Source organism: Dysgonomonas sp. 520, assembly GCF_010501095.1.
GTDB lineage: Bacteria > Bacteroidota > Bacteroidia > Bacteroidales > Dysgonomonadaceae > QVMP01.
The window spans coordinates 245,778-258,904 of record NZ_QVMP01000001.1 but is presented as its reverse complement, the minus strand read 5'-3'; the positions used below and the strand labels follow the sequence as shown (position 1 = coordinate 258,904).

Genomic DNA, 13,127 nt, shown 5'->3' with positions numbered 1-13,127 from the left:
CCATGATGTTGTTAGCAATAGATTTTGAAAACCTGCATCAGATTTTACGGAATCTGTATCAGGAAATGATGCCCCTTTGCGGTGACATGATCGGTGTCGCCAAAGGGATAGCGGGTCTGGGTGCGTTGTTCTATGTGGCTTCCCGTGTATGGCAAGCTCTCTCACGGGCAGAACCGATAGACGTATATCCGCTGCTTCGTCCCTTTGCGATTGGCTTGTGTATTATGTTCTTCCCCACAATCGTACTCGGTACAATCAACGCCGTAATGTCGCCTGTGGTAAAAGGAACGCATACCATACTGGAATCGCAGATAACGGATGTGCAGGCATTACAGGCGGAGAAAGACGCGCTGGAATACGATGCACGGGTACGCGAGGGTAAAGCATGGTTGGTCGATGACGAAGTGTACGACCAGAAAATGGAAGAGTTGGGCGTTTTTGATGCGGCTGAAATTATCGGCATGTGGGCTGAACGTACATGGTACGATATGAAAATGTGGTTCCGGCAATTAGTCCGGGATTTCTTCGAGCTACTGTTTAATGCCGCAGCCCTTACGATTGACACCTTACGCACCTTTTTCTTGGTGGTGCTGTCAATCTTAGGGCCGCTGGCATTCGCTCTCTCCGTTTATGACGGTTTTCAATCCACGCTTACCAACTGGCTTTCACGCTATATCAGCGTGTACCTGTGGCTACCCGTTGCCGATCTGTTTTCGGCTGTGCTGTCTAAAATTCAGGCACTCATGCTGCAAATGGATATAGGGCTATTGAAAGACCCGTCATACGTGCCGGATGGGAGTAATGGCGTATATATCATCTTTTTGATTATAGGCATTATCGGGTACTTCTCGATACCGACCGTTGCGGGTTGGGTGATTCAAGCCGGAGGCGGTAGCGGTACACGCGGAGTAAACACGGCGGCAAGCAAAGGGGCAGCAATGGCAGGAGGCGTAGCCGGAGCCGCTGCGGGCAACGTAGCCGGAAGATTATTAGGTAAATAATTAAAAATACTCAAAAAAATATGGAGTTCAAAAGTTTAAAGAATATAGAAACATCATTCAAGCAGATACGCCTTTTCGGTATCGTGTTTCTGGTGTTGTGTGCCGGAATTACGGGTTATTCCGTATGGTCGTCGTACAGCTTCGCCGAAGCACAACGCCAGCGTATTTACGTGTTGGACGGGGGCAAGTCCTTAATGCTTGCCCTCTCGCAAGACCTTTCGCAGAACCGCCCTGTCGAAGCACGGGAACACGTCAAGCGGTTTCACGAACTGTTCTTCACACTCTCACCCGACAAAAAAGCCATTGAAAGCAATGTGAACAGGGCGTTGTTCCTTGTCGATAAAAGTGCTTTCAAATACTATCAGGACATGGCGGAAAAAGGGTACTACAACCGTATCGTTTCGGGCAATATCAACCAGATCGTACAGGTGGATAGTATCGCCTGCAACTTCGATGTGTACCCCTATACGGCGGTAACATACGCCCGGCAGATGATCCTCCGGCAGTCGAACATGACTGAACGCAGCTTGATAACCCGTTGCAACCTGATTAACTCGGTACGCTCGGACAATAACCCGCACGGTTTCACTATGGAGAAATTCGAGATCGTGGAAAACCGGGACATCCGGGTAACGGAAAGGTAGGTAGCTATGATACGGAAAATCATTCAACGTGTAAACGAATGGCTGGAAGACCGCTTGCGTAGTCTTGTCAGACCGTTAAGCCCTGATGCGCGGGTAATCGTAATCGTTACCATGCTTATCGTATTCAGCGGCTTGTCTATCTACATGACCGTTTCTTCTATTTACAATTTAGGTAAAGGCAAGGGGGAACAAATGCAGATAGAACAGATAGAAAGCCTGAAACTGCAACAGCAGCAAAGGGATAGTATTAACAATCTTAATCATTACCAGTATGAGCGATCAAGTGAATAATAATGAGGTACAGCAACCGGAGATACCACATGTACCGGATAAAAAAGAGCCTCAAAAACCACCGAAAAAAGAACTTTCGATGGCGGAAAGGCAGAAACGCAAAAAGATGCTGATTATGCCGCTGTTCTTCCTGATTTTCGGCGGTGCTATGTGGCTGATCTTCGCCCCGACAGACAAAGACGAAACAAAGGTTGAAGGGCTGTCGGGCTTAAATGCCGAACTACCCGTACCCAAAGACGAGGGTATTGTTTCAGATAAGCGAAATGCCTATGAACAGGAAGCCATGAGGCAAAAGGAACAGGAACGGATGCGTTCTTTGCAGGACTTTTCGACCATGTTTGACCAAGCGGAAGAACCTAAGCAGGCAGAATCCAATCAGCCGGAGTATTACGAAAATCCGTCTGCCCGGCAAACGAAACCAGTAAATAATCTGCAAGCCTCCGCAAATGCCTATCAGGATATAAATAAGCAGTTGGGAGAATGGTACGAAGAACCTGCCGGGAAGAGCGAACAGGAACTCGCTGTCGAAGAGCGTATGAATGAACTCGAACGCAAGTTGGAAGAAGCCGAAGCACGGAAAGCCGCAGAGGATGAACAAACTGCCTTACTCGAAAAATCCTATGCGATGGCGGCGAGGTATATGCCGCCACAGGCAGGGCAGAACGAAAACAGCAACGCTGCTCCCTCTACGAAAGACAAGGTAAATGTTCAGCCCGTAAAACAGGTGCGCCACAATGTAGTTTCGCTACTGGCCGCACCAATGTCGGACGATGAGTTTATAGAATCGTTCAGCCAGCCCCGCAATATGGGATTTTTCACTGCTGCCGGGAATGAGGGAGTGAAAGACAAAAACAGCATCCGTGCCTGTGTGTACCAAACCGTAACGCTGACAAGCGGACGGGAGGTGCAAATCCGGCTGTTAGAGCCGATGCAGGCGGGAAATATTCTTATCCCTGCCAACTCGATCATTACCGGGGCGTGCCGTATCGGTAGCGAACGGATGGAGGTTACGATTAATTCGATTCAATATGCAGGCAACATTATTCCGGTTGAACTGCAAGTGTACGACACGGACGGGCAAAAGGGTATCTCTGTACCCAACTCCGATGAAATAAGAGCCGCCAAAGAAATAGCCTCGCAAATGGCGCAGTCGGCAGGGTCGAGCATTACAATTACCGATGATGCAGGTTCACAGTTTGCCGCCGATATAGGGAAAAGCCTTATACAAGGGGCATCGCAGTATGTGAGTAAGAAAATGAGCGTGGTTAAAGTTACGCTGAAAGCCAATCATAAACTACTGCTCTTACCAAAAGAGAATTAATAATACCACTAAAAAATCAATGTTTAACGAATTAAGAATTAAAAGTATGAAACGAATCTTTTTGATGCTCGCCCTTGCGGTGAGCGTATTTGCAGCCAATGCGCAGGAAGTAGCCAATGATACGACTACCGTAATAGAAACCAAGCCCACAACGGGCGACTACTATCAGGGCTTTACCCGCCCGCTGACGTTCGATAGGATGATACCGCCGTATGCGTTGGAAGTTACTTTCAGCAAAACGGTACATATTATCTTTCCGTCTGCAATCCGCTATGTCGATTTAGGGTCGGCAGATCTTCTCGCGGCGAAAGCGGACGGAACGGAAAACGTGTTGAGAGTGAAAGCCGCTTTAAGGGATTTCAGCCGGGAGAGTAATCTGTCCGTCATTACCGAAGATGGTGCATATTACACATTCAATGTTAAATATGCGGACGAACCTGTAAAGTTGTCCGTTGAAATGACCGACTTCCTGCACGATGGGGAGGCGGTGAACCGTCCGAACAATGCCCTTGCCGTCTATATGCAGGAATTGGGGCAGGAATCTCCGTTACTTGTCAAGCTGATTATGCAGTCCATCTATAAGAACAATGACAGGGAAATAAAGCATTTGGGTAGTAAGCGTTTCGGCATACAGCACACACTCAAAGGAGTTTATACCCATAACGGGCTGTTGTACTTTCACCTGCAACTGAAAAATTCGTCCAATGTGCCGTTCAATATAGATTTTATCACGTTCAAAATCGTAGATAAAAAAGTAGCCAAGCGCACGGCAATTCAGGAACAAGTGATCTGGCCGCTTCGAGCCTATAACAATTTGATGGTGATAGGCGGTAAGCGCACGGAGCGAATGGTTTTTACCCTGCCGAAATTTACGATACCCGATGATAAAATGCTTGTTATTGAGCTGAACGAACAGGAGGGCGGACGCCATCAGCGGTTCACAGTCGATAATGCCGATTTGGTACGGGCAAAGGTTATTAACGAACTGAAAGTGAAATAACCATGAGGCAGCTATCTTTTATTATGGCGGTTGTGTTGTGCCTGGTCTTTACAGACCAAGCACACGCACAACGTCAATTACCGGGTATGCGGGGCGTACAGGTAACTTCGGGAATGGTGGACGGTATCTATTCGTCTGCGCAGGATAACGAAGCTGGATATTACTTCGGCGCGGCTATGGCTACTTACGCAAAGAACGGCAATAAGTGGATGTTCGATGCGGAGTTTATGGAAAGGTATTACCCATACCGGACAATCCGCATTCCGGTTTCGCAGTTTGCCGCTGAAGGCGGCTACTATCTGAAAATCCTGTCCGATCCCTCAAAGACCTTTTTACTCTCGTTGGGAGGCTCTGCCCTTGCAGGCTATGAAACATCGAATTGGGGCGAAAAGACCCTTTACGATGGTTCTACGCTCCGGCACAAAGACGCATTTATCTACGGTGGGGCAATCACGTTGGAACTGGAAACCTATCTATCTGACCGTGTGGTGTTGCTCCTGACAGGGCGTGAACGCATCCTTTGGGGCAACTCTACGGGGCATTTTCATACGCAGTTCGGTATCGGACTGAAATTTATAATCAACTAAAAGCGAATCATAATGAAAAAAATAAAGAGTTTTTTCGGGATAACAGCCGGGCTGGTAGCGATAATGCTACTGGCCTTAGCCTGTTCTGACGATATGGATATTAATAAGGTGTACGCATTTGATCTGGTTACTATGCCGGTTCAGAAAAAAATCGTTCAGGGAGAGGTGGCGGAAATCCGTTGCCAGATCGTAAAAGAAGGAGATTATCAGGACACGAAGTTTTTTATTCGGATGTTCCAACCTGACGGTGTTGGGGAACTCCGGTTGGATGATGAACGGGTATTGTTGCCGAACGACCTTTACCCGTTGAAAAAAGAAACGTTCCGAATGTATTACACTTCGCACTGTACCGACCAACAGGTAATTGACGTGTATATCGAAGATAATCACGGGCAGGTAGTACAAAAGACTTTCTCGTTTCAGAATGACAAGGGAGAGGACGAAACGGAAGATGACAATGATAATAGGTAGCTATATCGTGTTCAATGCCTTATGCTGGCTATGTATAGCCCGGTCGTTGATAAATGCCCCGACAGATATAGAACTGTGGGGAGAGGAAATAGACTAACAGGAAAGCACCCGGATTTATTTCGGGTGCTTACTTTCATTCAAACAGACTATGAAATATATACTAATGTTCTTTATCGCCTTATTGTATTTGCCTGCATCGGGGCAACCAGGCGATTCTCTAAACAGGAAACCGGAGATAGAAAAATATATGGAACAGGTGTGTTCCGTATCGGAATTTCAGCAGATAGCCGATTCGTTGAAACTATCTACCAGTGAACTATGCGACTATCCAGTGATTTTTCCGATTAAGAAACCGGAACGTATTTCATCGGGATTCGGGATGCGCAAACATCCGATTTACAGGGTGTGGAAATTCCATACAGGGATTGATATTTCGGGGACTAAAGGAACTCCCGTGTATGCTACCGGAAACGGAATAGTAGTTCATAAGGGGCATTGTTCGGGGTATGGGAACTATATAGAGATTCAACACGCAGGCGGTTTCCGCTCGTTCTATGCACATTTAAGCAGGACAATGGTAAATGTAGGGGATTCGGTAGAGATAGCCCTGCAAATTGCTTGTGTAGGTAGCACCGGAATAGCAACGGGTAACCACTTACATTATGAAGTAAGGAAAGGTAATCGTTACCTAAATCCGACCGGATGGTGCTACTTATTGTTTGAAATATTGAAAAACAAGTGATTATACTTTGTGCTGTTTTGAAAATATGTATATTTACGGACGTTCTTAAATAAAAATCAGGTCATTATGAACTATATCGAATCAAATTTACAACCCGGAGAAGAGATAAAATATGTTGCAAAACTGCACTTCTTTCTGTTCGTGCAACCGATAATACTACTGCTTATCGGTGCTTTACTGACTTCAAGTCCTAAAGAAATATCAGCTATGACCCACTATGCAGGGTTATTGATTTTATTTTTCGGGATTGTGTCGCTTGTGCAAAGGCTATTCGTAAAAATAGGCTCATCTTATGCTGTAACCAATAAGCGGGTGGTATTAAAAACTGGTGTTATCAGTCGCCGTGCTGTTGATTTAGTACTGGCAAAGTGCGAGGGTCTGCACATAAAGCAAAGTATTTTAGGACGGATATTCGGCTTCGGAACAATTACGGTTACTACCGGAGGCGTTACAAGTTCATATCCATTTATTGCCGATCCGCTTGCTTTCCGGCGAGAAATAAATACACAGATAGGATAACTAAAATTCCGATGGTATAAGAACCACCGGAATTTTTCATTTTAGAGAGATAAAAATTCCATTCGTAATTTTGCGAATTGAAAGTCTATTCGTATATTTGCGAACTGAAAATAATAAAGCAATGCAAAAGCAAGAACTTACAAAGGAACAGGAACAGATAGCACGTTTTGCTAAAGCAATGGGACATCCTATACGGATTGCGATACTCCAGATGCTTGCCAGCCAGACATGCTGTTTTCACGGAGATATGTCGGAGTTACTGCCTATTGCCAAAAGTACCCTATCGCAACATTTGAATGAACTGAAAGATGCGGGATTGATACAGGGAGAGATTACACCTCCAACAGTTAAGTATTGTATCAATAAAGAAAATTGGGCTTTGGTAAAAGAACTGTTAGGCGGATTTATAGAAAGTGTCGCCACATCGAAAGGTGGCTGTTGACAGCTATTTTTTTGCCTGAAATATTCGTTGAATTACGAACTACGAACAGAAGATATAAAGTTAAACAATAATTCTAAAAACAATCAACATGAAAAAAAGTATTCTATTCGGATTACTGGCCTTATTACTGACCGCTTGTGGTGGTAACACACAAAAAAACAATCAGGAATCATCCGGTGTAACGGAAACCAAAACGCAGCTTGCTGATGCTTCCACTGTAAATGTTTACTATTTCCACGGTAAACAGCGTTGTAAAACATGCATTGCGGTAGGTGATGTTACAGAAAAAACGATAAAGGAGCTTTATACGGATAATCCTTATGTGAAATTCATTGAAGTAAAGACCGATGAAGAGCAAAATGCTTCGCTTGTAGAAAAATACGAAGTAACATGGAACGCCCTCATCATTGCTAAAGGCGATAACCATGTTGAAATAACCAAAGAAGCATTTGCCAATGCTTTGAACAGTCCTGAAAAACTTACTGACCTTATCAAAACCGAAGTCGATAAAAGGTTATGATGGATTATTTGCAAAATCTTGCTGACGGTTCAAACTGGCCGATATTAACAGCATTCGTATTGGGATTGATGACTGCCATTAGTCCTTGTCCGTTGGCAACAAACATAACTGCAACCGCTTATCTGAGTAAAGATATAGGCGTAAAACACCGTGTATTGTTCAATGGGCTATTCTATACACTTGGACGGATGTTTACTTATACGGTACTGGGACTTATCTTTTATTTCGGAGCGAGTCAGTTTCAGGTAGCACGGCTATTACAGAACATCGGGGGTATATGGTTGGGTATAGCGCTTATCGTTATCGGAATTTTAATGCTCGATATTATTAAATGGAATATTCCGGGAATGGGAAAGTTCACATCTAAACTCGAAAAGAAAGAAGGCAGGAAAAATTACCTTGATGCCTTTCTGCTCGGATTGCTTTTTGCACTTGCCTTCTGCCCATACAGCGGTGTGCTTTACTTCGGAGGTTTAATTCCTCTAACCATTGCCAGCCCGTCGGGATTACTACTCCCTCCGGTGTTCGCTATTGCAACAGGACTTCCCGTCATAGTTATAGCGTGGCTTTTAGCATACAGTGTCGGCAATGTCGGTAAGTTCTACAACAAAATGAACGTCTTTCAAAAATGGTTTAAGCGTATAGTCGCAGCCCTATTTATTATGGTTGGGATTTATTATGTCATCATAAGTATTTAGAAACAATTTTAATATAACAAGGTATGGAAATCATCGTTTTGGGTACAGGTTGCGCCAAATGTAAAACAACCTATGAAACAGAAAAGAAAGTAATTGAGGAAAACAATCTGGACATAAATCTCTCCAAACAGGAAGATATTATGGAAATCATGAAATATAATGTGATGACTTTGCCGGGCATAGTTGTAGACGGTGAAGTAAAAATCAAAGGCTACGTTCCTTCCGAAAGTGAAATCCGGAAGTTATTAGGAGTATAATAAACTACAAATGGAAACTAAAAAAGAGCTTAAAATCCTTGTCTGGATGATCGTCATTTTCTCTGCGGTATTTTTCCTGCCGTTAGAAAGTGAACGGTTTATGATTGCGATTGATGCTACACTCGACCTGTCGAAATGGTATGCACAGGAACACGTTGTTATGTGTCTTCTGCCTGCCTTTTTCATTGCAGGTGTAATTGCGGTTTTTATCAGTCAGGGTGCAGTATTGAAATATTTCGGAGCCAATGCTAAGAAATGGCTTTCCTATACGGTTGCTGCCGTTTCGGGTGCTATATTAGCGGTATGTTCCTGTACCATTCTTCCACTATTTACCAGTATCTATAAGCGTGGAGCAGGATTAGGGCCAGCTATTGCCTTCCTCTATTCCGGCCCCGCAATCAGCATACTATCTATTATTCTTACGTGGCGTATTCTCGGAACGGAAATGGGTGTTGCACGTATGATCGGCGCAATTCTTTTTTCTGTTGTCATCGGTTTAATAATGGCATTTATCTACCGGAAAGAAGAAAAAGCAAAGAAGGAGGAACAAATGAATATTGAAGTCCCTCCGGCTAAACGCTCGATGTCGCAAACGATGTTTCACTTTTTTACTTTAGTGCTGATACTTGTCTTTGCAAATTGGGGTGCTCCGGCTGCAAATGACACTTCAAGTATATGGTTCTACATATTTACTTATAAATGGTATATCACAGGGATATTGGCTCTTATGCTTGCCTATTCGCTTATTGCCATTCTGAAAATAAGATGGCAGTGGGTAGTAGGGGGAGTTATTGTTACGGCAGGTTCGGCAGTATTGGCAAACCTGTTTATACCAAACCCGAAACTGATTCCTCTTGTTCCTATGATAGTCGGCATCGCTTCACTGTCGCTTATGACGTTGTTTGATAAACGTGATGCAGAAAACCGCGAATGGACACTATCGGCATGGGGGTTTGCCAAACAAATTATGCCGCTTTTGGCTATCGGTGTGGTAACGGCAGGTTTCCTGCTTGGCTCCACACACGGCGACACGGCGATTGCTGGTGTGATACCCAATGAATGGATTGAGTGGGCGGTAGGTGGAAATTCTATTTTATCTAATTTCTTCGCCAGTTTTACAGGAGCATTCATGTATTTTGCCACCCTTACAGAAGTACCAATCATACAAGGATTAATAGCCTCCGGTATGGGAAAAGGCCCGGCGTTGGCTTTGTTATTGGCAGGCCCTTCACTTTCTCTACCGAATATGCTCGTTATTCGGGGTGTTATGGGTACACAAAAGACGATTGTTTATGTAACGTTGGTTATTATCATGGCAACAATCTCCGGTCTTATTTACGGAACATTTTTTTAAGAATACAACGAAATGAAAATATTGATTTTATGCACAGGAAACAGTTGCCGTAGCCAAATGGCTCACGGTTTTCTTCAATCGTTCGATAAAGAGATTGAAGTTTATTCAGCCGGAACTGAACCTGCGAAGGAAGTAAACCCGATGGCTGTGGAAGTAATGGCTGAAGCCGGGGTGGATATCAGTAACCATACTCCGCACGATGTCAGGGAATATACTAACCAATCGTGGGATTATGTGATAACCGTTTGTGATGAAGCGAATGAAACCTGCCCTGTATTTACTGGCGATGTAAGTCAGCGTCTACATTTTGGGTTTCAAGATCCATCAAAGGCGGAAGGTACACCGGAATTTATCAAAGACCAGTTCTACCGGGTAAGGTTTGAGATTAAAAATAAGTTTTCAGAGTTTTACATTACACAGATATTAAAGAAAGAAATGCCCAAGTGCGCCTGCTCCGGCGAGTGGGAATAAAGAGGCAATAAGTTATGGATTACAATAATGATAAGCTAAAAGAAATCGTAAAGCAGAAATACAGTGATATTGCTTTACAAGGAAAAGAAACAGACTGTTGTTGTGGGAATACCCAGCAAAAGGAAGTATATAACATTATGAGCGATGACTATTCAACGCTTGAAGGATATAACGAAGATGCTGACCTCGGACTTGGTTGTGGACTGCCTACTCAATACGCAGGGATAAAGAAAGGAGATACCGTTATCGACCTTGGATCGGGAGCAGGAAATGATTGTTTTATTGCACAAGCTGAGGTTGGCAATGAAGGAAAAATCATCGGTATTGACTTTTCTGAACCAATGATAGAAAAGGCTAAAGCCAATGCAGAAAAACGTGGAATACAAAATGTGAGCTTCCGGCAGGGAGATATCGAAGATATGCCTGTAAGTGCAGGTCGTGCCGATGTGGTTATTAGTAATTGTGTACTGAACTTGCTACCTTCCAAAGACAGGATATTCCATGAAATATACCGTGTGTTAAAAACCGGTGGTCATTTTTGTATTTCGGATGTTGTTCTCAGCGGAGAAATACCTGATAAATTGAAGCAAGCAGCAGAAATGTATGTCGGCTGTGTATCTGGGGCGATTCCAAAAAATGAATATCTTCAAAAAATAGAAGAAGCTGGGTTTGCAGAAATTACTATTTGTAAGGAAAAACCAATTGTCATTCCTGACGAAATTCTTGAAAAGTATCTGAATGAAGACGAAATAAATGCTTTCAAAACAATTAACGGGAATGCGATTGTTTCCATAACAGTTACCGGAACAAAAAACTCTGAGGGCTGTTCTTGTGGTGGATGTTGTTAAAAAAATAAAGCTATGAATAAATTATTTGAAAAAGGAGCCATTTTGAATATGGCAGAAATGATTGAATACTCAACTGGAGGAGTAATCAGCAAGCAAGTATTAAAAAATGATGCTGGAAATATTACCCTTTTCTCGTTCGACAAAGGGCAGGGATTAAGTGAACATACTGCACCGTTTGATGCTATGGTGGAGATATTAGACGGAGAAGCCGAAATTTCAATAGACGGCAAGCCTTTAGTATTGATTGCGGGACAATCTGTAATTATGCCTGCGGGTATTCCTCACGCTTTATATGCAAGCAAACAGTTTAAGATGCTGCTTACAATGATTAAAGGGTAGAAGAATTATAAAAAGAGAATTGCCTGTAAGGATTGTTTCGTTTGAATAGAAAGACAGAAACATGGTAGTGTAAATTAAACTGTGTCAGCGTTCTGCTTTCACTTTAAAATATCAGGTTTTTCATTTTCCTATCTCACTCAATGGGTAATGAGGAACCTGAGTTTTGTTGGTAAAAACGGTTAGGGGTCGATCCCCTAATCGTTTTTGTCTCAATGGTACAAAGTATCACCATCGTTTTGTTGGTATGACAAAACTAATAAATAAATCGGATATTGTGTCTGTATCAGAACAATTTAAATCTATCTGGGTAGATTATAGATAGCTGTTGGGCTGTTTTCCACCAGTTAGCCAAAGGCATAGTCCACTTTTTCCGTATGTTCCGATAGGCCAGATAAACTAATTTCTCTAAAGCTGTGTCATTGGTAAATACACCTTTGTTTTTAGTTACTTTTCTGATTTGTCTGTGATAGCCCTCAAGTGTATTTGTGGTATAGATCATTTTTCTAATACCATCTGAGTACTGGAAGTAAGCAGATAACTTGTCCCAGTTATCTCGCCAGGACTTAATGACAATAGGATAATCCTCACCCCATTTAAGTTCCAGATTGTCTAACTCAACCTCTGCCTGTTCTTTGCTCACTGCCTGATAAACCAGTTTAAGGTCTTTCATAAATATTTTTTGATTTTTACTGGCAACATACTTGATAGAGTTACGTATTTGATGAACAATACAGGTCTGGACTGTGGTCTCAGGAAAAATACTTTTAATAGCATCAGAAAATCCCGTTAGATTATCCGTACAGGCTATAAGGATGTCTTTTACACCACGGGATTGAATGTCGGTCAGACAAGAAAGCCAAAAATTAGCACCTTCACTTTTGGAAATATACATCCCCAATAAGTCTTTGTAACCATCACGGTTTATGCCTATAATGTTATAAATAGCTCGGGTGACAGGACGGTTCTTTTCATCCATAACCTTGTAGTGAATCGCATCCATCCAAACAATAGCGTATACTTCTTCTAATGGACGACTACGCCAAGACTGTATTTCAGGAAGAACACGATCGGTGATGGAACTAATAGTATCAGCAGAGACTCGATTGCCTAAATTCTCTTCCATCCAGTCGCTGATTTCACGGGTACTATTACCCAAAGCATACAGTCCGATTATACGATCAGCAACACCATCGGCCAAAATACGCTCACGCTTTTTAATAAATTCAGGTTCAAAGGTAGATTCACGATCACGTGGAGTGCGAACCGTAACTTCACCAAGAGGAGTTTGAACCTGCTTAGGACTAAAACCATTACGACGATTACCGCTGGAGCGCTCATCCTCATCCATGTGAGCATCCATCTCGCCTTCCAAGGCTGCATTGAGGATGCTTTCTAACAAGGGGCAAATGCTCCATCTTTACCTAATAAAGACTTGCCGGACTTTAACTGCTCTAAAGCCTTGTTCTTAATGCTTTCAAAATCGAATTCTTCTTTCATAAAAAAACTGTGTTAGTAAAGTTAATAATTTTATTCTTTACTGACACAGTTTAATTTACAGTCTCAGAAACATTGGATACGGCTTTTTGCTTCTTTTTCTCCCGCATAAAGCCCTGCTAATGGCT

At 43.0% G+C, this 13,127-nt stretch carries 17 protein-coding genes and 1 pseudogene; 17 read left to right on the top strand and 1 reads right to left on the bottom strand.

The genetic code is table 11. The annotated features are described in order from the left end of the window. Nucleotides 1-2: 2 nt before the first annotated feature. The 17 genes from traJ to D0T56_RS01030 all read left to right on the top strand — a co-directional run bounded on the left by traJ (nucleotide 3) and on the right by D0T56_RS01030 (nucleotide 11,505). Nucleotides 3-1,001, top strand: coding sequence for a conjugative transposon protein TraJ (gene traJ / locus D0T56_RS01110; RefSeq protein WP_163318296.1), 999 nt, complete (start codon nucleotides 3-5; stop codon nucleotides 999-1,001). Between the two features lie 20 nt (nucleotides 1,002-1,021). Then, nucleotides 1,022-1,645: a conjugative transposon protein TraK gene (traK, locus tag D0T56_RS01105; RefSeq protein WP_163318295.1), complete on the top strand. Its 624-nt coding sequence runs from the start codon at nucleotides 1,022-1,024 to the stop codon at nucleotides 1,643-1,645. Between the two features lie 6 nt (nucleotides 1,646-1,651). Next, nucleotides 1,652-1,936: a TraL conjugative transposon family protein gene (locus D0T56_RS01100; RefSeq protein ID WP_163318294.1), complete on the top strand. Its 285-nt coding sequence runs from the start codon at nucleotides 1,652-1,654 to the stop codon at nucleotides 1,934-1,936. After that, the gene (gene traM / locus D0T56_RS01095) at nucleotides 1,917-3,257 is read left to right on the top strand and encodes a conjugative transposon protein TraM (protein WP_163318293.1); all 1,341 of its coding nucleotides are present in this window, start codon (nucleotides 1,917-1,919) and stop codon (nucleotides 3,255-3,257) included. Before D0T56_RS01100 ends, traM begins: the two co-directional genes overlap by 20 nt. Nucleotides 3,258-3,303: 46 nt before the next feature. Beyond that, entirely contained in the window at nucleotides 3,304-4,257 is a 954-nt protein-coding gene (traN, locus tag D0T56_RS01090) for a conjugative transposon protein TraN (RefSeq protein WP_163318292.1), read from the top strand. 2 nt (nucleotides 4,258-4,259) lie between these two features. Then, a complete protein-coding gene (locus D0T56_RS01085) occupies nucleotides 4,260-4,844 on the top strand; it encodes a conjugal transfer protein TraO (protein WP_163318291.1) in 585 nt (194 codons plus the stop codon). A 12-nt stretch (nucleotides 4,845-4,856) separates the two neighbouring features. After that, complete coding sequence (locus D0T56_RS01080) at nucleotides 4,857-5,315, top strand: DUF3872 domain-containing protein (RefSeq protein WP_163318290.1); 459 nt, start codon at nucleotides 4,857-4,859, stop codon at nucleotides 5,313-5,315. Nucleotides 5,316-5,463: 148 nt separating this feature from the next. Next, a complete protein-coding gene (locus tag D0T56_RS01075; RefSeq protein ID WP_185153808.1) occupies nucleotides 5,464-6,057 on the top strand; it encodes a M23 family metallopeptidase in 594 nt (197 codons plus the stop codon). A 66-nt stretch (nucleotides 6,058-6,123) separates the two neighbouring features. Then, nucleotides 6,124-6,576 (top strand): PH domain-containing protein, encoded by a 453-nt coding sequence (locus tag D0T56_RS01070; protein WP_163318289.1) that lies wholly within the window; start codon nucleotides 6,124-6,126, stop codon nucleotides 6,574-6,576. Nucleotides 6,577-6,697: 121 nt separating this feature from the next. Next, nucleotides 6,698-7,018: a helix-turn-helix transcriptional regulator gene (locus D0T56_RS01065; RefSeq protein WP_163318288.1), complete on the top strand. Its 321-nt coding sequence runs from the start codon at nucleotides 6,698-6,700 to the stop codon at nucleotides 7,016-7,018. Between the two features lie 88 nt (nucleotides 7,019-7,106). Beyond that, on the top strand, nucleotides 7,107-7,538 hold the full coding sequence (locus tag D0T56_RS01060) for a nitrophenyl compound nitroreductase subunit ArsF family protein (RefSeq protein WP_163318287.1): 432 nt from the start codon (nucleotides 7,107-7,109) through the stop codon (nucleotides 7,536-7,538). Then, nucleotides 7,538-8,236, top strand: a complete 699-nt coding sequence (locus D0T56_RS01055) for an aromatic aminobenezylarsenical efflux permease ArsG family transporter (protein ID WP_163318338.1) — start codon at nucleotides 7,538-7,540, stop codon at nucleotides 8,234-8,236. The genes D0T56_RS01060 and D0T56_RS01055 overlap by 1 nt, the downstream gene beginning before the upstream one ends. A gap of 23 nt (nucleotides 8,237-8,259) precedes the next feature. Next, nucleotides 8,260-8,493: a thioredoxin family protein gene (locus D0T56_RS01050; protein WP_163318286.1), complete on the top strand. Its 234-nt coding sequence runs from the start codon at nucleotides 8,260-8,262 to the stop codon at nucleotides 8,491-8,493. Nucleotides 8,494-8,503: 10 nt separating this feature from the next. Continuing rightward, complete coding sequence (locus tag D0T56_RS01045) at nucleotides 8,504-9,847, top strand: permease (RefSeq protein WP_163318285.1); 1,344 nt, start codon at nucleotides 8,504-8,506, stop codon at nucleotides 9,845-9,847. A 12-nt stretch (nucleotides 9,848-9,859) separates the two neighbouring features. Next, nucleotides 9,860-10,318 (top strand): arsenate reductase ArsC, encoded by a 459-nt coding sequence (locus D0T56_RS01040; RefSeq protein WP_163318284.1) that lies wholly within the window; start codon nucleotides 9,860-9,862, stop codon nucleotides 10,316-10,318. 14 nt (nucleotides 10,319-10,332) lie between these two features. Then, nucleotides 10,333-11,166, top strand: coding sequence for an arsenite methyltransferase (gene arsM / locus D0T56_RS01035; protein WP_163318283.1), 834 nt, complete (start codon nucleotides 10,333-10,335; stop codon nucleotides 11,164-11,166). Nucleotides 11,167-11,178: 12 nt separating this feature from the next. Beyond that, the gene (locus D0T56_RS01030) at nucleotides 11,179-11,505 is read left to right on the top strand and encodes a cupin domain-containing protein (protein WP_163318282.1); all 327 of its coding nucleotides are present in this window, start codon (nucleotides 11,179-11,181) and stop codon (nucleotides 11,503-11,505) included. Nucleotides 11,506-11,788: 283 nt separating this feature from the next. Here D0T56_RS01030 and D0T56_RS01025 read toward each other — a convergent pair. Next, nucleotides 11,789-13,002, bottom strand: a pseudogene (locus D0T56_RS01025) (IS256 family transposase). Between the last annotated feature and the right edge of the window lie 125 nt (nucleotides 13,003-13,127).

What these genes read in the sequence shown, in the direction of transcription:
- D0T56_RS01060 (WP_163318287.1), top strand. Translation starts at nt 7,107, where the DNA reads ATGAAAAAAAGTATTCTATTCGGATTACTGGCCTTATTACTGACCGCT.
- arsM (WP_163318283.1), top strand. Translation starts at nt 10,333, where the DNA reads ATGGATTACAATAATGATAAGCTAAAAGAAATCGTAAAGCAGAAATAC.
- D0T56_RS01075 (WP_185153808.1), top strand. Translation starts at nt 5,464, where the DNA reads ATGAAATATATACTAATGTTCTTTATCGCCTTATTGTATTTGCCTGCA.
- D0T56_RS01080 (WP_163318290.1), top strand. Translation starts at nt 4,857, where the DNA reads ATGAAAAAAATAAAGAGTTTTTTCGGGATAACAGCCGGGCTGGTAGCG.
- D0T56_RS01040 (WP_163318284.1), top strand. Translation starts at nt 9,860, where the DNA reads ATGAAAATATTGATTTTATGCACAGGAAACAGTTGCCGTAGCCAAATG.
- traM (WP_163318293.1), top strand. Translation starts at nt 1,917, where the DNA reads ATGAGCGATCAAGTGAATAATAATGAGGTACAGCAACCGGAGATACCA.
- D0T56_RS01030 (WP_163318282.1), top strand. Translation starts at nt 11,179, where the DNA reads ATGAATAAATTATTTGAAAAAGGAGCCATTTTGAATATGGCAGAAATG.
- D0T56_RS01045 (WP_163318285.1), top strand. Translation starts at nt 8,504, where the DNA reads ATGGAAACTAAAAAAGAGCTTAAAATCCTTGTCTGGATGATCGTCATT.
- D0T56_RS01065 (WP_163318288.1), top strand. Translation starts at nt 6,698, where the DNA reads ATGCAAAAGCAAGAACTTACAAAGGAACAGGAACAGATAGCACGTTTT.
- D0T56_RS01085 (WP_163318291.1), top strand. Translation starts at nt 4,260, where the DNA reads ATGAGGCAGCTATCTTTTATTATGGCGGTTGTGTTGTGCCTGGTCTTT.
- D0T56_RS01070 (WP_163318289.1), top strand. Translation starts at nt 6,124, where the DNA reads ATGAACTATATCGAATCAAATTTACAACCCGGAGAAGAGATAAAATAT.
- traN (WP_163318292.1), top strand. Translation starts at nt 3,304, where the DNA reads ATGAAACGAATCTTTTTGATGCTCGCCCTTGCGGTGAGCGTATTTGCA.
- D0T56_RS01055 (WP_163318338.1), top strand. Translation starts at nt 7,538, where the DNA reads ATGGATTATTTGCAAAATCTTGCTGACGGTTCAAACTGGCCGATATTA.
- D0T56_RS01050 (WP_163318286.1), top strand. Translation starts at nt 8,260, where the DNA reads ATGGAAATCATCGTTTTGGGTACAGGTTGCGCCAAATGTAAAACAACC.
- D0T56_RS01100 (WP_163318294.1), top strand. Translation starts at nt 1,652, where the DNA reads ATGATACGGAAAATCATTCAACGTGTAAACGAATGGCTGGAAGACCGC.
- traK (WP_163318295.1), top strand. Translation starts at nt 1,022, where the DNA reads ATGGAGTTCAAAAGTTTAAAGAATATAGAAACATCATTCAAGCAGATA.
- traJ (WP_163318296.1), top strand. Translation starts at nt 3, where the DNA reads ATGATGTTGTTAGCAATAGATTTTGAAAACCTGCATCAGATTTTACGG.